Source organism: Enterobacter cloacae complex sp. 370H10 (assembly GCF_050031535.1).
Lineage (GTDB): Bacteria > Pseudomonadota > Gammaproteobacteria > Enterobacterales > Enterobacteriaceae > Enterobacter > Enterobacter intestinihominis.
The window spans coordinates 70,908-92,047 of record NZ_JBLGWG010000002.1; the positions used below are offsets into that span (position 1 = coordinate 70,908).

The following is a 21,140-nucleotide window of genomic DNA, read 5'->3' on the forward strand; positions in this document are numbered from 1 at the left end:
TCCCCAGACAATTCTCTGGGGGATTTTTCATGATCAAAGAGACTGTTACGATGAGTCATAAGGAACTCCACCGACTTCAGATTATTCAGGAGTCAATTAATCGACATATTACTCAGGAACAAGCTGCGGCACGCATTGGCATTTCTATTCGGCAGGTTAAACGTCTGGTGCAACGGTATAGAAATGAAGGGCCTTCTGGTCTGGTTTCCCACCGACGTGGAAAGCGTCCTAATAATTCCTTTTCTACTGAATTCAGAGCAACAGTAATTTCACTCCTCAAAGGCCGTTACGCTGATTTTGGACCTACGTTTGCGTGCGAAAAATTGCGCGAGATACACGGTTTATCTTTATCCGTTGAAACTCTCAGAAAGTGGATGATAGAAGAGGGGTTATGGCGTGAACGCCGTCGTAAAATTGCCCGTATATATCAACGCCGCATGCGACGACCATCTTACGGTGAACTGATCCAGATTGATGGCTCACCTCATGACTGGTTTGAAAATCGAGGCCCCAGATGTACACTGATCGTTTTCATTGATGATGCCACCAGTGCGTTGATGGCGTTGCGTTTTGTGCCTGCTGAAACAACCCGGGCTTACATGGAAACCCTCCGGGGTTACCTTAATGATCATGGCGTACCGCTCGCTCTCTACTCTGATAGACACAGTATATTCAGGGTAAATAACCCAGAGCGGGAAGGTGAGCTGACCCAGTTCACTCGTGCGATAAAGACACTGGGCATCGAGCCAATCCATGCCAACAGCCCGCAGGCAAAAGGGCGGGTAGAGCGCGCCAATCAGACACTACAGGACAGGCTGGTCAAAGAAATGCGGCTTCAGAATATCAGTGATATTGAAACAGCAAATGCATGGTTGCCGACCTTTATTGAAGCCTATAACAACCGGTTCGCTACGTCGCCTCGTACTACTGATAATGCTCATCTTGATGTGCACCATTCTGAAGAGGAACTGGGTTATATCTTCAGCCTACAGGCGAAGCGCGTTCTGTCTAAAAATCTCACTTTCCAGTACAAAAGCAGTGCGTTTCAGGTACGCAGTGAGGGCCGGGGATATCGACTTAGGCATTCGGTTGTTACTGTATGCGAGAACTTTGACGGTGAAATTAACGTTCTGTATGACGGGAAAGCGCTGGGCTGGGAAAAGTATGTTGATGGCCCGGAGCCTATACCACTGGATGATGAAAAGAGTGTCCATGAACGAGTGGATAATGCCCGTATTGATTTACGCTCAAAATACTATGTTAAACCTAAAGCTGACCATCCCTGGCTTACGCGCCGAACGCAAAGTCATCAGCAAGTTAAGCCCCCGAAGTTACCTAAAAAGAAGCCTGATCCCGATAAAAAAGATTGAAACCAAGATCGATTCGGTTGAGTGCATATCCATTCATAGGGTAGATTCTTAAGTCGCGTTTCTGGTGTTCATTTTCGGGTGGTTTGTTACTTGTTTTACCGGGGATATGCCAGAAACGCGCTGAGTCAGTCTGGGCGGTGCGCGTAATGCGGCGTTATGGTAAATAGCCTATGCTAATGTCCGCTAAGAGCGAGAAGCGGACGTTTGGTTGACGAACTATATATATAAAAAAACATAGCCCGTCAGAATTGTGTTTTAGGGTTTGCTGATAACTGCAACATATAAAATTGAACCATCATTTTCATGGCTTACCGGTCCACTGACCCGTACCAGGTCCTGAGCATCGAAGTGCTGCCCGTTCCAGACTTTCTGCGGGATGCGGACTTTGATGGTACCGGTTGGGTCGCGGAACGTATACCACTCGTCCTGCTGCTGGCTGACAACATTGCCTTCCAGTGTGATCCACGCCCCTTCGTGCATTGACGATACGATCTGAATCCGGCTTTGACTATTCTCCTGCTGAACTTTATGACCGGCATACATGTGCTCAGTGACGACAGGCTCTTTCTCTGCGGAGAAGCCACCTTGCGCTGCCAGAGCAGGAATGGCGATGAACGAAGTGAGTAACACTCCGGTGACGAACTGACTGAAATATTGTTTTTGCATAGCAGATTCCATTTATAATTTTACATCCCCCATGGGGGATATTGTCGATGATAAATGAGCGGCTATAAAAGCTCAATTCCTATCCCCGGCAGGGGGATAAAAATATGATGGGCTTCAGAAATATAAAACCCACCGGTTGGTGGGTTCAGGCGTGAGATTCATACAGGAGAAAATCAGCTCGTTACGCCGATCCAGCCGTGATAGCCCATGTAAATGCCGACAAGTGCAATCAGTACGCTTGAGAAGTATGGAGCCCGCCGCGCCAGCGTATCCAGGCCACTCCAGCGTTTGGTTGCCTGACGAACGCTGAAAGCCGCCGCTGCGCCCACTGAAACCAGCGTGATCGCTAAACCGATGCTGAAACACAGTACCAGCGCGGCACCGAGCGTAAATTCCTTCACCTGGATGCAGAGCAGCAAAACGGTAATGGCTGCCGGGCAAGGAATAAGGCCGCCGGTCAGGCCGAACAGGATTATTTGTCCGGTGGTTACGCTGCGATTCGCAAAACGTTTTTTGATGTCGTTCGCATGCGCTTTTTCGTGAGCATCCTGATATTCGCGAGAATTAACATCCAGACCTTCCAGCGAGGAATGATCGTGGTCGTGTTCATGTTCACGGAATTCCACATCATAATCATGCACATGGCCGCGATGGCCTAAAGACAGGCGAACATCAAAGCTGTGTGGCTCCGGGATCGCCAGGGCCGATTCCATAAACCCGTCTTTTTCGACGAAATCAAATACCTGTGAAAATGTCCCTGGACCACGGTTGGTCACCAGAGAAATGTCGCGAGCTTCCCATTTCTTGCCGCTGAGCGAGCGTAAACGCCAGTGAGGGGGTTGTCCTTCTTCGAAAATCGAGAGTTCAACGCTGCCATGGCCCGTATCGATGATGCGGGTTTCGTCATGATCGTGATGACCGTGGCTGTGTTCCTCTTCCTGCTCCATCTTCCACAGCTTTTCGCCGCGCCAGGTTCGCCAGAACATCCATGCCGCCGTACCGAGAATGATGACGGCGGAAATCAGCTGAAACCAGGGTTCGGCTGATTCAGCAGTGAATTTCTGACTGATATACATTCCGCCGAACGCAATGAGCCAGACAACAGACGTATGAGAAATTGTCGCGGCAAGCCCCAGTAATACCGCTTGCTTGACCGTTCCCCGGATGGCCACAATAAAGGCGGCCATCATCGTTTTGGAATGCCCTGGCTCCAGTCCGTGAAGCGCACCGAGCAAAATAGCGCTGGGGATGAACAGCCAGGCATTGGCCACGCCTTGCTGTAAAAGAGTGGAAAAATCAGTCATGTTTCGCTTGCCTTAAAGATATTTAGTTATCTCTTTAAATTCGCTAAGCGTCTTATCAGACTCCGTGTGGTCAGCATGAAGGGCATCCTCCAGGCAGTGATCCAGATGGTCATGAATTAAGGTACGCTTCGCATTCGTTATCGCCTTTTCCACAGCGTGCAGTTGCTGGGCGATATCCAGACATGCTTTCTCATCTTCGAGCATCTGGATGGTACTTTTCAGGTGCCCTGCGGCACGTTTAAGTCTTTTAATAATGTCAGGGTGTGATGCATGAACGGTCATGGTTTATCCTCTCCAGGTGGAAGGGATAAGATAATGTGTATCAACGCCATGGTCACACTTTTTATCGGCTTATCCTCTCCTGATACGTTGTCTTTTTTTGGGAAATTACTTCTCTTTCTTCGGCCAGGACGGATGTTCATCGTCAATGACGAAATCATGCTCATGGGTCGATTCGTTGTTTGTTTCCGGGTCTTTGTGGCTGTGAACCTGAGCGTACACTTCATGCTCAGGACGCCAGATAAGTACGGCGGTGACCAGCGACAATGTTGCCACAACAGTCAGGGCGATGAATGAAGCCTGTGTCCCCCATGCCGCACCAACCCATCCGGCCAGCGGATAAGTCACCAGCCAGCATGAATGTGACAGTGCAAACTGGGCGGCAAACAGCGCCGGTCTGTCTTCCGCTGTTGACGAACGGCGCAGCAGGCGACCACCCGGTGTCTGAGAAAGTGAATAGCCCACCCCCAGCAGTGCCCAGAGCACAACCAGCGTGATGTAATCCTTCAGGAAAATGCCTGACCCCAGGCCAATGACTAAAAGCGCCGTACCTGCAAGCATCGGCATACGGTCGCTCATGTTGTCGAGGAGTCTGGGGAGAACCAGGGCCGATACCATGGACCCCACGCCGAAGAAGGCCAGCGCAATAGCGGTAGACCGCTGTGAGAAACCAAAGTCCGCCTGAACCAGAACGACGGTGTTGACGATAACCATTGCACTCGCTGCCGCTACGGCCATGTTGAGTGCCAGCAGGCCGCGCAGTCTGGGCGTTTTCAGGAAGATGCGCATACCTCGTGTAGTTTTGTCATAGATGCTGCGTTTGACCGTTAACGCTTTCATCTTCGGCAGTGTCACGGAAACAACCAGAGCTGCTGAAGCAAGGAACCCGACTGCCGTACCGGCAAACAGGTTGTGGAAACTCATGACCGTCAGCAGTGCAGCCGCCAGCATAGGGCTGATGACGCTTTCAAGATCGTAGGCCAGACGTGACAGAGACAGCGCCCGGGTATATTCACGTTCGTCAGGAAGAATATCCGGGATAGTTGCCTGGAAAGTAGGCGTAAACGCCGCCGAGGCAGCCTGAAGAATGAAGATCAGGATGTAGATTTCCCATATCTGGGTGACAAAAGGCAGCGTGATAGCCACGAGAGCGCGAACCAGGTCCAGTGTTACCAGCATGGTGCGACGCGGGAATTTATCGGCAAAAGCCGCCGCCACGGGCGCAACAAGAATATAGGCGCTCATTTTGATAGCCAGCGCGGTACCCAGCACTGCCCCGGCTCTGTCACCTGCGAGATCGTAGGCCAGTAACCCTAACGCAACGGTCGCCAGACCGGTGCCAATAAGGGCGATAACCTGTGCCATAAACAGGTGGCGATAGGTACGATTAGAAAGAATGTTGAGCATCAGGAAATCTCTTGGTTTGAAATCACATCCCCCCCAGGGGGATATTCAAAGCATAGAGGGACCTGAAAAAAATGACAAGCTTTATCCGGGTGAGGAGGATACTGATTCGTCTGTTATCTTGGATGTTAAATAAAAAAGCTTCAGGTATCCCAGCGTTATACCTGAAGCAGCATAAAAAGTGTCGAAGGTGTTATCGCCGCTTCCCTGCGCAGCCCCTCCTGACGAGAAGGGAATTAACTCAGTTGTCCCAGACAGGTTTTCAGGCTCAACCGGGTGGCTTCAATATCACTATGGATAATGGTGCACCAGTCATCACGGTTAGCCCGAATGACCTCCAGCCAGTTATTCAGTGCCTGATTAAACGCCATGGTTTTCTCGCGCTGCGGCCAGCTCATCTGGTTAGTGCTGTAAATGTCCTGCCCTGGCTGCGGCATTAGTACGGTTTGCTGCGTCGACATCCGGGAAGTCACCGGCCAGGTATCAGAGTTGCCATCCCAGGAAGGCATCACCGGGAAACCCGCTCCGCGCAAGGCCATATCCCAGGTGGCATCAAACAGGTATGTTTTGCCCTGTAGCTCAAAAGCCACAGTGTCATGAAATCCCTGTGTTTGCGGCAAAATTGCCAGAATATCCGCAGGTACAGGCAAATCAGCCCAGTCAAACCGCACCAGCTTTCGCTTTGCCGTAATGCCACCATCGGTCAGCAGTCGTTCGGCAGCAGCGGCTTTATGACGGCAGTCGCCAAAGCCCTGCTGAAACAGACTCATGCTTTCGCCATTCCATGCACCGAGCTGATAGGGTATCCGCCTGACCAGCTCAAAAATGGCTCTTCGCAGTTCAGTTGAGCCAGGTTTAAGCCCGAGCGACTGCAAAACCCAGCCCGGCGTTATCGCCTCTTGTTGATTGCGGCGGGTGTTTATTTTTTGCCATGTTTCACTGACTTTTTCAGCCAGAGAGGCTGCCAGGGTTTCCCCCGGCAGTAATGTTGTCATCAGCAACGCTCCTGTGGTGGTGAGAAAATGTCTGCGCGTCAACATATCGGGCGTTACACCTCTACGTTGCGACGAAGCGCCGACATAACCAGTGATTCACAGACCACTTCTTCATCCTCTGCCCGCTTTACGCCGGGGAAGACCATCTGACTTACCGGGGACGAACGAAGCCGGTGATAACGGGCAATCGCGCCATTCATTCCTCCCATTTGCTTACGTCTGACCAGCCGCAGTCCGTGCTCCCAGGCGACTTCATCCATCGCGCTCGCCAGAACAGGGTCATGGTTGAAGATCAGGACGCCATCCTCTTTCAGCAGGCGTGCAGCGCTGCGAAGGAAAGCCGTGTAATCCTGTTCGAAATAGGCCGCTGCCTGGGAGTAGATAATATCGACCTCACCTGCCTGAACACCTCTGTTTTCCAGCGCTCCCAGCCCGGCTGCTGTCACGTAAGGATGCTCAGTCACGCCTTTTGGCAGCGATGCATGCCACGGTGTGAGATTAGTGAAGTGCAGGAATACGCTTTCCCCAAGTTGCTCCCTGAACTCCCCGGAAAGCCCGGAAATCGTCGCCTGATGGCCGGCACATTCCTCAGCGCGAAAACCCGCCCAGGCGGCACCAATTTCCAGGAAGGTGACTTTCCCGTTTTTGTGGTGAATGTTTTTCGCATAGTGGGCGATGTCGAACCCAATTTCTCGCGCCAGGCGAAATGAACCGCCGCTGGATGTCCAGGGGCCATCAAAGCCAAAGGCAAGGATCGCTTTGAGCATCGAGCCCGTTTCCTGATGCATCATTTTCAGGAACGGAATGACTTTACGCCGTGAAGGAACCGGGACATTCGGACGCATTTTTTTGGCCTGAAGGTCGCGATTAACGCCCATGCAGAGCGTCTGCCAGTGCAGGGGATCAACACGATAATTGAGTGCAGTGAAATTACGCGCAATCTCTCGACGCGCCTGGATAGAGTCTTTATACATAGCCTCTCCGCTAAATCTGAAGTTGATTAAAGCCGGGCAGCAAAAACTGCCGGTAACAGCGATCAGATCTGGCGGATGCTGGGAGGACGGTAAATGATGTCCGTGGCCTTAACCGGGCTACGAAGATCGGCAAGCGGCAACCATCTGTCTGTTACAGGAGAGAGGGAAATCTCTACAGAGGGCGGCTGCTCAGGGGTTTCATGGAAATGGTCTGTCTGATGATGGCCTGCGTGGCCAGACTGAGGGATATCCGAATCGTGAGAGTGATCCTGCATTGACATGGTGACTTCTGCGTCATGCAGATTCATCTCGTAGCCTGTCAGGCCGTTTGTACCGTGCGACGCAAACGTCACCATCGACGACATCATCATGCCAATGGCCATGATGACGATCATCAGAACATAACGGGGCGAACGTTTAAACATCGGGTACATCGCTGATTGCTTTCCTCAATAGACAATGACAACGGTATAAAAAGATTAGCATCCCCCCGGGGAGGATGTAAGGGCTGGAATGTAAAGTCTTGTATTGGCGATATGAATAAAAAGGCCCGCATAATGCATCAGCGACCGGGGCGACCAGAATATAAGCAAGCATCTTCATTGCCAGCGCCGTTCCCGACTCCCCCTGCCCTGTCGCCCGCCAGCAGGCCCAGTGCAACGGTAGCAAGACCGGTACCGATAAGAGCAATTATGAGCACCATAAAAAGATAGCGATATGTACGGTTAGAAAGACTGAAAATATGTAGCAATCTCTACCATATGTATTAATCTCTACACTATGAAACTACATATCCTTATTCTGACACTGCCCACTGAGCAGGCCACATTACGTATGCGTGTCTGGCGGGCATTAAAAAATACCGGTGCCGCCATGCTGCGCGACGGCGTTTATCTGTTGCCTGAAGCGCAACAGAGCCATGAGATTTTTAACGAGATGAGTCGTGAAATCAGCGGTGAGGGAGGAACGGCCTTTGTTTTTGACGCAGAGACTTCCGACGAAGAGAAAATTCGCCCGTTATTCGATCGCTCTCAGCAGTACCTGATCCTGATGGAGAGCCTTCAGGTTTGTAAAAACGACCTTAATGAGGAAACCGCGGTCAGCCAACTGAAGATGGTAAGAAAACTTCGTCGCGAGCTGGATCGGATTGTGGCGATTGATTTCTTTCCTGGTGAAGCGCAGGCGCAGGCCATTTTTGCCTTGTCAGAACTGGAAGCTGGCATTAACAGGTTCATCTCTCCCGGAGAGCCTCATGCCGTCAGTGGCTTGCTGACACGGCTGAAGCCTGAGGATTTTCATAACAGGATCTGGGCTACGCGTCGCCGGCCATGGATTGACAGGCTTGCCAGCGCCTGGCTTATACGGCGTTTTATCGACCAGGATGCGCAGTTTCTCTGGCTTAAGGATGGCAACGATTGCCCGGAAGAGGCGGTGGGGTTTGATTTTGATGGCGCGACCTTCAGCCACATCGACAATCGTGTGACCTTTGAAGTGCTGATGGTCCGCTTCGGGCTGACGGGGGATGCCCTGAATGGTCTGGGGATGCTTGTGCATTACCTTGATGTTGGCGGGGTTCAGCCCCCCGAAGCCGCTGGCGTTGAAAGTGTACTGGCAGGATTGCGTGAAAGCATTACGGATGATGACACATTACTCACAGCGGCCTGTTCGCTGTTTGACGGTCTGTTAACGACGTTTGAAATGAGGTCCGGCCATGATGAACAAAACGGAGTTGCTGACGCTGGCAGAGGAAAACGTTAAGCCCAAGCCGGTCCCCCTGAAGGAGGCGTTCTGGTTCTGGATGAAGCTGGGTTTTATCAGCTTTGGCGGTCCTGCCGGACAGATTGCGATCATGCATCAGGAACTGGTCGAGAACCGGCGCTGGATTTCCGAGTCCCGTTTTCTCCACGCACTCAATTTCTGTATGGTGCTGCCCGGTCCGGAAGCTCAGCAACTTGCCACCTACATTGGCTGGCTGATGCACAGGACCTTGGGCGGAGTGATAGCGGGTTTGTTATTTATCCTTCCCTCACTTTTTATTCTTATCGCGTTGTCGTGGATCTATATCGCCTGGGGAGACGTTGCCATTATTGCCGGTATCTTTTACGGCATTAAACCCGCCGTGGCGGCAATCGTGCTGCAGGCGGCGCATCGCATCGGCTCCCGTGCGCTGAAACACGGTGCCCACTGGGCCATAGCTGCTGCGGCTTTTGTGGCCGTTTTCGCCCTGAACGTTCCTTTTCCCGTCATCGTTATTTCAGCAGCGATAACTGGCTTTATCGGCGGACGCATCGCGCCGGAAAAATTTCACAGCGGCAGCGGGCATAACAAACAGGAGAAAGCCGCCGTTGATGCTGCGGTTATTGACGATCATACGCCCGTACCGGCGCATGCCCTGTTCAGCTGGGCGAAACTGTTAAGGATTGTGGCAGCGGGTGCACTGCTCTGGCTTATTCCCATGACGGTGCTGACGCTGGGGCTGGGCTGGGCGCATCCGGTGACGCAGATGGGCTGGTTCTTTACCAAGGCTGCGCTCCTTACCTTCGGTGGGGCCTACGCCGTCCTGCCATACGTTTATCAGGGTGCTGTCGTCAATTTTGGCTGGCTGACTGCCGGGCAGATGATGGACGGGCTGGCGCTGGGAGAAACCACGCCCGGCCCGCTGATTATGGTGGTCACGTTTGTCGGATTTGTGGGCGGGTATACCCATGCCGTTTTTGGCGCGGATATGCTGTTTGTCGGCGGCGCCGTTGCCGCCTGCATGGTGACCTGGTTTACCTTTCTCCCGTCCTTCATTTTCGTGCTGGCAGGCGGGCCGTTTATCGAAACGACCCACAACAAGGCGGGTTTCACGGCACCTTTAACCGCCATCACAGCGGCCGTAGTGGGCGTCATTGTTAATCTGGGGCTGTTTTTTATCTGGCATACCGTATGGCCGGAAGGCGCAAAGGGAGGGATCGATATCCCTGCCGCCCTGATTGCCGTCGCCGCTGCGTTTGCGCTTTTCAGATTAAAATGGAAGGTTACGCACGTTATTGCCATGGCGGCTCTCGCCGGGCTGATACTCCGCCTGACCGGGCTGTCAGCTGTGTGAAAAGGGGCAGGTTATCCTGCCCCTGATTTATCAGATAACCCGTTTGATGTTCAGGTAGTCGCCGGTTGTATCAAGCTGGATCGTGATGGTCTCAGAACCACGATTTCGCCAGAACCAGCCATGTTTACCCTCGAACGCGGCCTGTAAAACGCCGTCTCCGGATGTGATCTGCCGGGCTTTACCATAGCCATGGTAGAAGCCTTTCGGGGCGTTGACCGGATCGCCGTGCGCATCCACGTTTACCGGTCCGGAACTTGTCCACTGATAGGTCACGCGGGCATCTTTGCGCATTTCCAGTTTAACTTCAGCAGCTTCGTTAGGCTTCAGGGTGATGAGCATCTGATGACGTTGCGAGCCAGCCGATGGTACTTCCGGCGCGCGCGTGGTCGCCGGAACGCTCAGCTCCGGGTAGGTGTTCTGCGTTATTGCCGGAGGATTATCCGGGATCGGTCGCTCATTAACTGGCGCAGCCAGCTGTCCTTGCTGAACAGCGCTGGCCTGATTATCGGCATCAGCTTCTTCGGCAAGCTGCGTTTTGATTTCTCCCATCTGCTTAAGCCCCAGTAAACGACCCACGCCAGTAGGATCAATGCCGTATTCCGAAGGCATGACGACGGTGATCAGCAGCGTCAGCGCCACGATGGCGGCGAGGATAGTGGACTGCATCAGTTTGATGGCAGAAGGTAATTCTGCGCGTGTTGGTAAATCAGTGTTGTACATTGTTTTGTCTCCCTCAGGCTAAAATGTAGCCACAAAGCTGGTAACTCATTAACAGAAATCCCGCGCTCATCATCACCACATTGGCGGTATAAGCGTGTCGGAAAAAGCTCGCCGTTTGCCGCCAGTAGCTCATAACGATCAGGATGGCGCTCAGCGCGAGCAGCTGGCCGATCTCAACGCCAATGTTGAAGGCAATCAGGTTGACAAACAGGCCATCGGGAGAGATTTCGAATTCCTGGATTTTGGTTGCCAGACCAAAACCGTGGAAGAATCCAAAGATGAGCGTCGCAAGCTTCGTGTTGGGCTGAACGCCAAACCAGCGCTGGAATGCCCCGAGGTTATCAAGCGCTTTATAGACCACGGACAGCCCGATAATGGCGTCAATAAGGTAAGCACTGACGCTGATATCAAAGAAGGTGCCGATGAGCAGCGTCGTTGAATGCCCGATAGCGAACAGGCTAACGTACAGCCCGATATCACGCATTTTGTAGAGAAAGAAAATCACCCCGAACAGAAACAGCAGATGATCGTAACCGGTCACCATGTGCTTCGCGCCAAGGTAGATAAACGGGATGATGTTCACCCCGGTGATTTCCTGGATGTACCCTTTGTCGCCTTCCGCCACGCCGTGCGCATACGCGCCCTGGCTGTAGAAAAGCAGTAACAACAGGAAAAACAGACAAGCCGAACGCGCCTGAGCTGAAAGCAGGCGAGCGCTCAACCGGCCCTGTGTATCAAGGCTGGTATACATAAAAATCCTTACATGTTGAATAATAACGAATTAGCAGAAGTTATTACGCAGACAGGATTCTCGGAGGGCGTTCGGGGGTGGACTGCGGCATTTGCAGTATTTGTTCTGAACTCAACGCATATATCACCCGCATGCCCGGATTCCATGCGTGCAGAGTAGGCAGAGCAAAGAGTTTATTCAGATCGTGGGAATGATCGGCATTGAGGTGATGCACGCTACCGTGGGAGTGAAACAACAATGGATCGTGCTCATTCAGTGGTTCATCGCTGTCGTGTTGATGGTCACTGATGGACGTTGTTTCCTGAACGCTGTATGCAGCCTGTGGCTTTGCCATAAACGAACTGCTCAGCACGGCAACAGCCATGATGATAAGCACGATTCTGGAAATGACTTCACGGCTGATAAACACAGTTAACGGCATCCTGATGATACAAAGTAACAACGTGCGTAATGTATCCGCTATGCTGGCTTGATTTCAATAGTTGTTTTGAGTTTGGTTTTGTCTGAAATGTTCAACAAATCCTGCCGTCCACTTCTGGCACAAAGCGGACAGTGATCACCGTTCTTACGACTACTTTCTGACTTACTTCGTGACTTGCCCTAAGCATGTTGTAGTGCGATACTTGTAATGACATTTGTAATTACAAGGGGTGTAAGACATGGGTAGCATTAACCTACGTATTGACGATGAACTTAAAGCGCGTTCTTACGCCGCGCTTGAAAAAATGGGCGTAACTCCTTCTGAAGCGCTTCGTCTCATGCTCGAGTATATCGCTGACAATGAACGCTTGCCGTTCAAACAGACACTCCTGAGTGATGAAGATGCTGAACTTGTGGAGATAGTGAAAGAACGACTTTGTAATCCTAAGCCAGTACGTGTGACGCTGGATGAACTCTGATGGCGTATTTTCTGGATTTTGACGAGCGGGCACTAAAGGAATGGCGAAAGCTGGGCTCGACGGTACGTGAACAGTTGAAAAAGAAGCTGGTTGAAGTACTTGAGTCACCCCGGATTGAAGCAAACAAGCTCCGTGGTATGCCTGATTGTTACAAGATTAAGCTCCGGTCTTCAGGCTATCGCCTTGTATACCAGGTTATAGACGAGAAAGTTGTCGTTTTCGTGATTTCTGTTGGGAAAAGAGAACGCTCGGAAGTATATAGCGAGGCGGTCAAACGCATTCTCTGAACCAAAGCATGACATCTCTGTTTCGCACCGAAGGTGACACTTCTGCTTTGCGTTGACAGGAGAAGAAGGCCATGAAACTGCCGCGAAACACCCTGCTCTGGTGCGTATTAATAGTGTGTCTCACACTGCTGATATTCACTTACCTGACACGGAAATCGCTCTGCGAAATCCGGTACAGGGACACGGACAGGGAGGTGGCGGCTTTTATGGCTTACGAATCCGCTAAGTAGCTAACCCCGGCGGGGGGAAACCCCCGCCATTCAGGGGCTGAGACTGTGTGGACATGCCTGAAGCGCCTTTATGAAGGGGTTGCCGGTTTACCGGTAGCCCCTTTTTCCATCCCGAAGGGTGCAGTCGCATGCATGAACAACCCGGAAGGTCTGTTCCCCTGCGGGGAACGGGGGAAGGGGGACGCGCCTCCGGCGCTGCCCCTCGGCTCCCTCCGTCTTGTCAAAACGCCTGCCCTTCCTGCCTGATTTTGCTGAAGTCAGAGCGCCATGAGTTACCTGCCTGTACCTGGCTTCAGCCTGGTTTTCCCTGTGTTCTTCATCCCGGGCGTCATATCCGTCGTCCTGCTGGTTATCTTTCTCCGCTGCAGCTCCGTGGCCATAACCCGAAAACAGGGCAGGGCGATGGCCCCCTTCGGCTCCCGGCCAGCGCTGCTGTCCGGTCGTCGAGCCCCACTCCGCCAGGGCGGCTGCTGCGCACCCGCCGGGCTCCGCCGAACCCCTTCGGGTTTCGGGCTGACGCTAGGGTCTGATGGCTAAGGTCAAGGGCTGCGGCTTCTCCGGCCGTGCCGTCCGGAACGCCTTCACCGCGCCGGCTGATGCCGTCGCTTTAATGGCGCCACGCCGTTCCGCCGTGTCGGGTGTGTGCATCCTGTTCCCCCCGGTGAAGCCATCCCCCGTGTGTCCTCACGCGGAGGGCTGCTTGTAGCACCGTCAGTTCGTCATCCGAAGGGTGAAATGCACTCCGCCAAAACTTTTTGCGTGCCGCAAAAACTTTCGTCTCCGCCCTTCTCCTGCCGCCCTGCCGTTGCTCCTTTGCCCTTTGCCGCGAGAGAACTCACCAGGGAGATGGACAACCATCACCACAGGAGAAAACCAGGATGCACACACGAAACGTCAACGTCAAAACCGCCGCTCAAGAATCTTCCAGAAAGATGGGGGGAAAAACCGTGTCGTACACGATCCTCGTCGCTGAGACGAAAAAAAACTCTGAGGAGGAATCGGACGTTCTGGAGTTCAGCAGCCTTGCTGAGCTGAAGAAACTGCGCAGACGTTGCCCCGAAACAATGCGCTGCACCTATTTCTACGCCCTCAGCAGCGGCGTCGATAAACAGTTCCGCCATATCCATGTGGCTGAAGCTGACCACTTCAAACAGTTTGTGCGCCTGATCGAGCGCGCAGGTATCGACATTTAAATCCGGCTCACCCCGTGCGGCAGCCGCCGCACGGAATCTCATCAGACAGGAGCATGAAGATGAACGTTAACACCCCGGCCGCTGCACCAATGGCCTTTTTCGTTCCGTCACATAACGCCGTTTATGACCGGGCAACAAAGCTGGAAGGGCAGTGGGTGACTCAGCGTGAAGCGATAACGCTGGAATCCCTGCGCCGCCTCTATCCGGATGCGGAGTTGATCCCCGCGACTCTGGTACAGGAAAAGCAGAATGACGGCTATCGCCGTCCCTGGGTTGAAATCACCGAGGCCCGGTACATCGACCAGATGGAAACGCTGCCGCCTGTGGACTGGTGCCGAGGTTTTGGCGGGGAGTCGTTCAAGTCGATGGAGTTTACGGGCGGGGACGTGACCGCGATTTTTGTACGGTACGGCGCGCGTTTCTTTGAGTGCCATGACCTGCACACCCGCCATCACCGGGAGCTGATTGGCGACGTGATCGCCCGTTTCTGTCTCGATGCGCCGCTGAATTCCGCGCATTAAAAAAGCAGGGTTGCCCCTGCTTTCTCAACGCCGTATCTGGCCTACCAAAACGAGATACGGCAATCACAACCAAAGTAAGGAGATTGATCGTGAAATTTGACCCGCAAACTGTCGCACAGGCGAAGGCATTTGTAAATGCCCTCCGCGCCGGAAAACGCGCACGCGTACCCGCGCTGCGCTTCTCACAGTGGCAGCCGTTCCTGTCCGTGGTAAATGCCGAAACGGGCTACGCCGCCGATGCTGACTGTGGTCTGGCTGTCAGCGTCTACCCGGCGCTTGGACTGGCATAACAGGAGACGGCCGCCCGCGGGCGGCCGGTAAGGAGAAACCATGTCACAACTGAGTTTTGAATCCCTGTTCCTGGCAGACCAGATTGATCCGCAGCCGCAGGGTTCTGCGCCTGCCCGGATGCTGTCGCCAGCTGAGGCGCGTAAAGAGTTCGCTAGTGTCTTCCGTCAGACGGCGAAAAATATGCGCCGTTCCGAAGTGTTCCGCGACTTCATCACCCTGGCAGCCAGCGAGCTGGATATGGCCCGTATTCGCTCGCCGGAGAACATCGAAAACAGCCGTCGCATCTGCGAACGGTATCAGCCGGACGATCTGGACGCCATGAAGCAGCTGTTCTGCCTGTTGGTGGAGGGGCTGGCGGGTGAAATTCATGATTTCCTCGGCGCTCTGTATATGGAGCAGGAGCTGGGCGCGGACGAAATGGGGCAGTATTTCTCCCCGTCCTGCATCTCCCGCCTGATGGCCGGACTACTCATGCCCGGCGCTCAGGAGACGATAAAGCGTGAGGGGTGGATAACGCTCGATGAGCCAGCCTGTGGTAGCGCCGGAATGGTCATTGCCTTTGCATACTGGCTGGCTGAAGCGGGATATAACCCTTCAGAACAGCTGTATGCCACCTGCACTGACATCGATCCAATGGTGGCAGATATGGCCTTTATCCAGCTGGCACTGCTGGGTATACCCGCGAAAGTCGTGACCGGTAATACGCTGACCCTGAAAGCAAACCTCGTGCGTTACACCCCCGTTTATTACTTCAATGACTGGCAGGGACGTCTGGTATTTCGCAGTCGTCTGGATGCAATGAAAAACTTTCTGGCCACCGTGGCCGCCTGACTGACAGAGCGGCAGGGCTAACCTGCCGCAGGGAGAGAGAAAATGACAAGCAACACACTGAACGCTGTTCCGGCGACCGTGCTGGAGACGATGGCAGAACGCCTTAACGGTCAGCCTGAACCGCTAAAAATCCGCAGCAACGATGATCACGCCGCGCTGGCTGCAGATGTGCTCTGGAAATTTGCCCGTAAAACCGGGCTGAACAGGGAAAGCGAAAGCGTGCAAACTGTTATCACGGATTTTCTGGCCAATCTGCTGCACCTGTGCGAACAGTGCGAGCCGGACGGGGCTGGCATTGAGGGATTTAATGCCCTGCTGAATATGGCCATGATGCACTATGAGCAGGAAAACGGAGGTGACAGCGAAGAACCGATCTGATCGGAAATCCTTGCCCCGGTGCATATCATCGGGGCAACCGCAAAAAAATGCTTCCCCTTCGGGGAAACGGGGAGGGCGAAAGCGCCTCCGGCGCTCCTGCCTTTCCCCGTTGCAGTGCTTCTCTCCTTACCTGCGATCATAACCGGCGTCCTGCTGGTTATCTTTCTCCGCTGCAGCTCCGTTATGGCCATAACCCGAAAACAGGGCAGGGCGATGGCCCCCTTCGGCTCCCGGCCAGCGTTGCTGCCCGGTCGTCGAGCCCCACTCCGCCAGGGCGGCTGCTGCGCACCCGCCGGGCTCCGCCGAACCCCTTCGGGTTTCGGGCTGACGCTAGGGTCTGATGGCTAAGGTCAAAGGCTGCGGCTTCTCCGGCCGTGCCGTCCGGAACGCCTTCACCGCGCCGGCTGATGCCGTCGCTTTAATGGCGCCACGCCGTTCCGCCGTGTCGGGTGTGTGCATCCTGTTCCCCCGGTGAAGCCATCCCCCGTGCGTCCTCACGCGGAGGGCTTGTCGTAGCACCGTCAGTTCGTCATCCGAAGGGTGAAATGCACTCCGCCAAAACTTTTTGCGTGCCGCAAAAACTTTCGTCTCCGCCCTTCTCCTGCCGCCCTGCCGTTGCTCCTTTGCCCTTTGCCGCGAGAGAACTCACCAGGGAGATGGACAACCATCACCACAGGAGAAAACCAGGATGCACACACGAAACGTCAACGTCAAAACCGCCGCTCAAGAATCTACCGGAAGATGTGATTCAAACCTCACCATGTCCCAGTTCATGGATCTGTTTTGCTGGGTCCTGGCAGCATCGGAAGGGGAGCCACAACCGGCAATTTTTACGCCGCCAGAGAATGCCACTGAGCTGACGTTAATTAATGACGAATGCCCGGATTATATCTCTGTTTGGGTTGCAGATGGTCGCCCGGTGGCAGCTGCAATGCCGCTGGATAATTTTCACCGCGTTATTCCTTCATCACTTACTAAATAATCAGGAGTAAATAAAAATGGTCAGTTTCGCAAGCCGCTATCGTATGCCTACCTCGATCCGTAAAGACCGTCCGTTGACGAATGAGGAATTACAGCTCATCGTTCCGAGCGCGTTTTCATCGGATAAACACGATTCACGCTCTGAACGCTATACATATATCCCGACCATAAACATACTTGATCGTTTACGTGATGAAGGTTTTCAGCCGTATTATGCAACGCAGTCACGTACACGTGACCAGGATAAACGCGACTTTACAAAGCATATGCTTCGCCTGCGTCGTCATGACCAGATTAACGGAAAAGAAGTACCGGAAATTATTCTGCTGAATAGCCATGATGGTTCAAGCAGCTATAAAATGATCCCCGGTATGTTCCGTCAGGTTTGCAGTAATGGGTTGGTTGCGTGGAAGGATTTTGGTGAAATCCGCGTACCCCACAAAGGAGATATTGTTGGGCAGGTTATCGAAGGCGCTTACACGGTGCTGAAAACATTTGACGCGGTTGATGAAAATATAGACCTCATGAAAAGCATTCAGCTGACTTTGCCTGAGCAACGCCTTTTTGGTGCGACCGCCCTGGAACTTAAGTACGATGGAAAACCAGCGCCGATTACACCGGAGCAAATTATTAACCCTCGCCGTGTGCTCGACAGAGGCCAGGATTTATGGACCACGTTTAACGTGGTGCAGGAAAATGTGATCCGTGGGGGGATTCGTGGCAGAACGGAAAAAGGGAAGATCACCAGAACGCGGGAAGTCACCGGAATAGATGGTGACATCAAATTAAATCAGGTGCTCTGGAAAATGGCTGAGGAGTTTGCAAAACTGAAGGCCTGAAAATTAAGCCGCTCAACAGAGCGGCTTTTTACTGTCCGCTGTTAAGCGATGCTGTTTCTGCAGTTTTTATCTCATGCTCCTTACCCGCAGCTGGCGCGAGACGTTCAGAAAGTATTTTTTTTCTGGCCAGTAATACGCGATATATATTCTTGATATTCTGTGCATAGGCCTTGCGCTGCGCAATGAGCTTTTTGCTCGGCCCCGTATTATACATCCCTACGCTGTCCCAGTTTTTTCCGTATGACCTGAAGTTGTGCGCCAGTACCCATGCACCCGTATAGACGCAGATACATGGATCATTCAATAGGCGCTCACGGGTAATATTGAAGTTTTTAAGTTTACCGTAATGGGAACTGTTCACCTGCATACCACAGACATCTTCCGTTCCATTCCTGTTTGATCCATTTATCGCATCCGGTACCAGATGGCTCTCTTTAATCGAAATTGACATAAGCAGTAGTGGATCAATTTGATAATCTTTCCCGGCCTGATCAAAGCACATCTGCGGAGTTGCGCCAGCAGATAGCGAAAGAGTCAGCAAAGCAGCAGGCAGTAACGATATTTTCATGGTTTGGCCTTTTAGCGAAATAAACGGGCCCTGGAGAGGCGCATTAAAAAATACCCCGGCGGATCGTCGTAATCAAGTAAATTCACTACAAACGCGCGTGAACGCTTTCCTGATGGGATTTTACATCTGTCCGAAATAAACATGTCAGAGCAGTAGGCGGTATTAACATGCCGCTCTTTACTAACCCTTTAAAACATCACACCCCACGCAAGACTTCGTCTTGCAGATTTTTTCTTTAATTTCAATTATATGAATGTGCCGACTTTTCGAGATGTTAAAGTGTATGCTCTTAATGTGTGTTGATTAACACACATTACAGTGCCTTTACCCCACACACACCAGTGCTTATTTAGGCACTGCTGTGTGTGTCAATCAAGCACTGCTCAGTGTGGGGATTGTGTGTACATAATAAATAGAGTAACTTAAAACGAAGCAGTGCCTAATCAGCACACTTGATGGTGCCGGATTAACACACATAATAGTGCCGAATTAGCACACTCCACGGTGCTGGATTAGCACACACCCAGGCAAGGTATTCATACTGAAATTCAATAGCTTGCCACAGGAACTAAACACATATGGTCACCACAGAACTCAATTGCAGTGCCGCATTAGGCACTGCATGAAATTCACGAGAAAATACCATGCCAAGAAAAAACATCTACTTCAAAGACAAAATCGACCGTGAGATACAGGATATTCTGGAAATAGAACTTCAGAAGGGCGCCACAACCTCAGATATGAATTATTCATCCATTGTGAACGAACTAGTCAGACTGGGACTCATGGTGTATAAATCGAAAGAAGAAGGCAACTCTTTCGACCTTGAAGGTTTCAGGCGGGACCTCATTAAAAAAGTATCAGGGTCACGTGAAGGCATTATGATTCTAACCGCCCTGATTTCCGATATCTTCGTAATGCTCAAAGGACCAGACTCCGGACTGAAACTTGAAGAACTTATAAACACGAACATTAGTGCAATTAATGATGCAGAAGATAAAGCTGAAAAGGACCATTTCCTCACAGAGTAAATCAGCACAACTGGCCGGAAAGCTCCGGCCAGAATCGATCACTGAGACGGCTTTTCATCCCACGGGAGGTCACTTTTTTCCACCTCCCTTATTTTTTCCTTCAGAAACACCTCGAATTCCATACAGAGAATTTTAAGCGCCTGCGCATCCTCGTTCTGTTCAAGCAACCTTTCCGTAAAATAACCCAGAGTATTCATCAGGCGGGTAAGCATTTCATCATTCAGACTACGGTTATGCACCTTCGCCATTGCTCTGATTTCATCCGCAAGATTCTCAGGAATACGCATGCTATATCCGGTTGTTTTTCCTGGAAGCAAAACCCTTTCACCCTCACGCCACATCCATAATTGCTCCTGTTTTGGCGGAGTTTTTACTTCACTCACGGCATCAACGGATTCACTATCAAGTAATTGCCCTAGCCATTCTTCAAATCTCACCGCCAGTGCAATAAGCCGCTCACCCTCCGCAGTTTTAATGACAGGTTTCCCGGGCTGATAATTCAGCGACAACAAAAGCCTGGCAATAATTTCCTCATTCACACTTCTATTGCCAGCCCTGGCACATATTCTCAGCTCCATAAGCAGATTATCCGGAGCACGCAATCGCCACTCCACCGCTTCACCTGGCTGGAACTTGCGTGGACGGCCGCGACCATCCCACATTTTCTCTTTTACTTTCATAGCTATAGATCCCGGAGGCCATTTCTGAACTTTCTGGTCAACAAAGCCTACCCACTTACATATTCGGATAAATCTGAATGATTCCAAAAAATGTGACATGCGTCACAGTTTTTTTTTTTTAGGGTCATGGGACAATTGCGCCCGCGTAAACAAGCACTTACGCGATTCACTTTTGTTTACTTCGGAGAAAACAAACATGTTAACCAAAGGCAGTGCCCTTAACGTCGGTAAGGGATGGGCGGTAGCGTCTTTATTCCGCAAAGCTCGCGAAAATCGCAAAGCTAAATTTTACTTAAAGTCAGCAGGTGCTTTTTTAATTGCACTCATGGTCACTCACCCGGCATTCGCATCTGGTACTGACCTTCTTTCCTCACAGAACACCACGGTTAATTCCACCTTCGGTTCTGGTTCCTCACTGGTTAAATGGTTCTACATCGCCGAAATCATCATGGGCCTGTTTATTTACATTAAGGCCCGCTCACCACTGGTGTTCGTCGGTATCGTTATGGCAATCATCTTTACCCGTGTCGCCTTTGGCATCGCGAGCTAAATGATGAATGGGGAAGGAGATAAATATAACTTCCCGGAAACAATGAACCAGCAGGACCGCTATTTAGGCTTACCGATTGACGAATTGATTGTTACTGCACCCCTTTTAGTTTTGGGGGTGCTTAACAATCTGTCACTCGAACTTGGTGTAATCGCGGGAATCCTCTGGTTTATCGTCAGATATCTGAAAAAAGGGCAGGGGTCATACTGGTTACTTAATTTCTGTTACTGGCACCTGCCATCACTTTTATTCAAAGTAACCTTTCGCCAGATACCTGATTCAAGTTTCCGGCACTGGAGGGCATAGT

At 52.0% G+C, this 21,140-nt stretch carries 28 protein-coding genes and 1 pseudogene; 16 read left to right on the forward strand and 13 right to left on the reverse strand.

What is annotated here, in order from left to right; genetic code table 11:
* Nucleotides 1-29: 29 nt before the first annotated feature.
* Entirely contained in the window at nt 30-1,370 is a 1,341-nt protein-coding gene (locus ACQG2Q_RS25910; RefSeq protein WP_004196353.1) for an IS1202-like element ISEsa1 family transposase, read from the forward strand.
* A gap of 255 nt (nt 1,371-1,625) precedes the next feature.
* Here the strand turns inward: ACQG2Q_RS25910 and ACQG2Q_RS25915 are convergent, their stop codons facing one another.
* The 7 genes from ACQG2Q_RS25915 to ACQG2Q_RS25945 all read right to left on the reverse strand — a co-directional run bounded on the left by ACQG2Q_RS25915 (nt 1,626) and on the right by ACQG2Q_RS25945 (nt 7,426).
* Complete coding sequence (locus tag ACQG2Q_RS25915; RefSeq protein WP_032072095.1) at nt 1,626-2,048, reverse strand: nickel resistance OB fold protein NcrY; 423 nt, start codon at nt 2,046-2,048, stop codon at nt 1,626-1,628.
* 161 nt (nt 2,049-2,209) lie between these two features.
* Nucleotides 2,210-3,340 (reverse strand): Ni(II)/Co(II) efflux transporter permease subunit NcrC, encoded by a 1,131-nt coding sequence (locus ACQG2Q_RS25920; protein WP_004196366.1) that lies wholly within the window; start codon nt 3,338-3,340, stop codon nt 2,210-2,212.
* A 12-nt stretch (nt 3,341-3,352) separates the two neighbouring features.
* Nucleotides 3,353-3,622, reverse strand: a complete 270-nt coding sequence (locus ACQG2Q_RS25925; protein ID WP_004196355.1) for a nickel-sensing transcriptional repressor NcrB — start codon at nt 3,620-3,622, stop codon at nt 3,353-3,355.
* Nucleotides 3,623-3,727: 105 nt separating this feature from the next.
* Nucleotides 3,728-5,026: an MFS transporter gene (gene nirA, locus ACQG2Q_RS25930; RefSeq protein ID WP_004196314.1), complete on the reverse strand. Its 1,299-nt coding sequence runs from the start codon at nt 5,024-5,026 to the stop codon at nt 3,728-3,730.
* 233 nt (nt 5,027-5,259) lie between these two features.
* Complete coding sequence (locus tag ACQG2Q_RS25935) at nt 5,260-6,018, reverse strand: hypothetical protein (protein ID WP_004196325.1); 759 nt, start codon at nt 6,016-6,018, stop codon at nt 5,260-5,262.
* A gap of 53 nt (nt 6,019-6,071) precedes the next feature.
* A complete protein-coding gene (locus ACQG2Q_RS25940; RefSeq protein ID WP_004196315.1) occupies nt 6,072-6,992 on the reverse strand; it encodes a methyltransferase domain-containing protein in 921 nt (306 codons plus the stop codon).
* A 62-nt stretch (nt 6,993-7,054) separates the two neighbouring features.
* Nucleotides 7,055-7,426: a hypothetical protein gene (locus tag ACQG2Q_RS25945; protein WP_004196359.1), complete on the reverse strand. Its 372-nt coding sequence runs from the start codon at nt 7,424-7,426 to the stop codon at nt 7,055-7,057.
* Nucleotides 7,427-7,772: 346 nt separating this feature from the next.
* Here ACQG2Q_RS25945 and ACQG2Q_RS25950 point away from each other — a divergent pair, with 346 nt between their 5' ends.
* A complete protein-coding gene (locus ACQG2Q_RS25950; RefSeq protein WP_004196334.1) occupies nt 7,773-8,750 on the forward strand; it encodes a chromate resistance protein ChrB domain-containing protein in 978 nt (325 codons plus the stop codon).
* Nucleotides 8,707-10,083: a chromate efflux transporter gene (chrA, locus tag ACQG2Q_RS25955; RefSeq protein WP_004196363.1), complete on the forward strand. Its 1,377-nt coding sequence runs from the start codon at nt 8,707-8,709 to the stop codon at nt 10,081-10,083. Before ACQG2Q_RS25950 ends, chrA begins: the two co-directional genes overlap by 44 nt.
* Nucleotides 10,084-10,113: 30 nt before the next feature.
* Here chrA and ACQG2Q_RS25960 read toward each other — a convergent pair whose 3' ends face one another.
* The 4 genes and pseudogenes from ACQG2Q_RS25960 to ydfV form a co-directional block, all read right to left on the reverse strand.
* Nucleotides 10,114-10,803, reverse strand: coding sequence for a hypothetical protein (locus ACQG2Q_RS25960; protein ID WP_004196322.1), 690 nt, complete (start codon nt 10,801-10,803; stop codon nt 10,114-10,116).
* A gap of 13 nt (nt 10,804-10,816) precedes the next feature.
* The gene (locus ACQG2Q_RS25965) at nt 10,817-11,554 is read right to left on the reverse strand and encodes a HupE/UreJ family protein (RefSeq protein WP_008460272.1); all 738 of its coding nucleotides are present in this window, start codon (nt 11,552-11,554) and stop codon (nt 10,817-10,819) included.
* A 43-nt stretch (nt 11,555-11,597) separates the two neighbouring features.
* The gene (locus ACQG2Q_RS25970) at nt 11,598-11,963 is read right to left on the reverse strand and encodes a hypothetical protein (RefSeq protein WP_009651956.1); all 366 of its coding nucleotides are present in this window, start codon (nt 11,961-11,963) and stop codon (nt 11,598-11,600) included.
* A gap of 127 nt (nt 11,964-12,090) precedes the next feature.
* Nucleotides 12,091-12,189, reverse strand: a pseudogene (gene ydfV / locus ACQG2Q_RS25975) (protein YdfV); the annotation flags it as partial.
* Between the two features lie 24 nt (nt 12,190-12,213).
* Between ydfV and relB the strand changes: the two are divergent.
* From relB to ACQG2Q_RS26025, 10 genes are all read left to right on the forward strand, one after another.
* Nucleotides 12,214-12,453, forward strand: coding sequence for a type II toxin-antitoxin system antitoxin RelB (gene relB / locus ACQG2Q_RS25980; RefSeq protein WP_004196370.1), 240 nt, complete (start codon nt 12,214-12,216; stop codon nt 12,451-12,453).
* Nucleotides 12,453-12,740, forward strand: coding sequence for a type II toxin-antitoxin system mRNA interferase RelE (relE, locus tag ACQG2Q_RS25985; RefSeq protein ID WP_000323025.1), 288 nt, complete (start codon nt 12,453-12,455; stop codon nt 12,738-12,740). The genes relB and relE overlap by 1 nt, the downstream gene beginning before the upstream one ends.
* A gap of 71 nt (nt 12,741-12,811) precedes the next feature.
* Complete coding sequence (locus ACQG2Q_RS25990) at nt 12,812-12,970, forward strand: type I toxin-antitoxin system Hok family toxin (protein ID WP_013087178.1); 159 nt, start codon at nt 12,812-12,814, stop codon at nt 12,968-12,970.
* Nucleotides 12,971-13,848: 878 nt separating this feature from the next.
* Nucleotides 13,849-14,163 carry a hypothetical protein gene (locus ACQG2Q_RS25995; RefSeq protein ID WP_023338051.1) on the forward strand — a complete coding sequence of 105 codons (315 nt, stop codon included), beginning with the start codon at nt 13,849-13,851 and terminating at the stop codon, nt 14,161-14,163.
* Nucleotides 14,164-14,222: 59 nt separating this feature from the next.
* Complete coding sequence (locus ACQG2Q_RS26000; RefSeq protein WP_048974901.1) at nt 14,223-14,684, forward strand: DUF1419 domain-containing protein; 462 nt, start codon at nt 14,223-14,225, stop codon at nt 14,682-14,684.
* An 89-nt stretch (nt 14,685-14,773) separates the two neighbouring features.
* Nucleotides 14,774-14,974 carry a hypothetical protein gene (locus ACQG2Q_RS26005; protein ID WP_031494497.1) on the forward strand — a complete coding sequence of 67 codons (201 nt, stop codon included), beginning with the start codon at nt 14,774-14,776 and terminating at the stop codon, nt 14,972-14,974.
* Nucleotides 14,975-15,014: 40 nt separating this feature from the next.
* Nucleotides 15,015-15,806: an N-6 DNA methylase gene (locus ACQG2Q_RS26010; protein ID WP_032663722.1), complete on the forward strand. Its 792-nt coding sequence runs from the start codon at nt 15,015-15,017 to the stop codon at nt 15,804-15,806.
* A gap of 42 nt (nt 15,807-15,848) precedes the next feature.
* Entirely contained in the window at nt 15,849-16,184 is a 336-nt protein-coding gene (locus ACQG2Q_RS26015) for a hypothetical protein (RefSeq protein WP_023345479.1), read from the forward strand.
* A gap of 688 nt (nt 16,185-16,872) precedes the next feature.
* Nucleotides 16,873-17,166 carry a hypothetical protein gene (locus ACQG2Q_RS26020; RefSeq protein WP_032663725.1) on the forward strand — a complete coding sequence of 98 codons (294 nt, stop codon included), beginning with the start codon at nt 16,873-16,875 and terminating at the stop codon, nt 17,164-17,166.
* Between the two features lie 16 nt (nt 17,167-17,182).
* Nucleotides 17,183-18,004 (forward strand): DUF932 domain-containing protein, encoded by an 822-nt coding sequence (locus tag ACQG2Q_RS26025; protein ID WP_032663726.1) that lies wholly within the window; start codon nt 17,183-17,185, stop codon nt 18,002-18,004.
* A 28-nt stretch (nt 18,005-18,032) separates the two neighbouring features.
* Here ACQG2Q_RS26025 and ACQG2Q_RS26030 read toward each other — a convergent pair whose 3' ends face one another.
* Nucleotides 18,033-18,572, reverse strand: a complete 540-nt coding sequence (locus tag ACQG2Q_RS26030; protein WP_032663727.1) for a lytic transglycosylase domain-containing protein — start codon at nt 18,570-18,572, stop codon at nt 18,033-18,035.
* A 644-nt stretch (nt 18,573-19,216) separates the two neighbouring features.
* Here ACQG2Q_RS26030 and ACQG2Q_RS26035 point away from each other — a divergent pair.
* Nucleotides 19,217-19,603 (forward strand): relaxosome protein TraM, encoded by a 387-nt coding sequence (locus ACQG2Q_RS26035; protein WP_032663732.1) that lies wholly within the window; start codon nt 19,217-19,219, stop codon nt 19,601-19,603.
* A gap of 38 nt (nt 19,604-19,641) precedes the next feature.
* Here ACQG2Q_RS26035 and ACQG2Q_RS26040 read toward each other — a convergent pair whose 3' ends face one another.
* Entirely contained in the window at nt 19,642-20,283 is a 642-nt protein-coding gene (locus ACQG2Q_RS26040; protein WP_032663733.1) for an Arc family DNA-binding protein, read from the reverse strand.
* 196 nt (nt 20,284-20,479) lie between these two features.
* Between ACQG2Q_RS26040 and ACQG2Q_RS26045 the strand changes: the two genes are divergently transcribed.
* Together ACQG2Q_RS26045 and traL are read left to right on the forward strand one after the other, a co-directional pair.
* Nucleotides 20,480-20,833 carry a type IV conjugative transfer system pilin TraA gene (locus ACQG2Q_RS26045; protein WP_032645467.1) on the forward strand — a complete coding sequence of 118 codons (354 nt, stop codon included), beginning with the start codon at nt 20,480-20,482 and terminating at the stop codon, nt 20,831-20,833.
* A 3-nt stretch (nt 20,834-20,836) separates the two neighbouring features.
* Complete coding sequence (traL, locus tag ACQG2Q_RS26050; RefSeq protein ID WP_023338040.1) at nt 20,837-21,139, forward strand: type IV conjugative transfer system protein TraL; 303 nt, start codon at nt 20,837-20,839, stop codon at nt 21,137-21,139.
* The last annotated feature ends 1 nt before the right edge of the window (nt 21,140 follow it).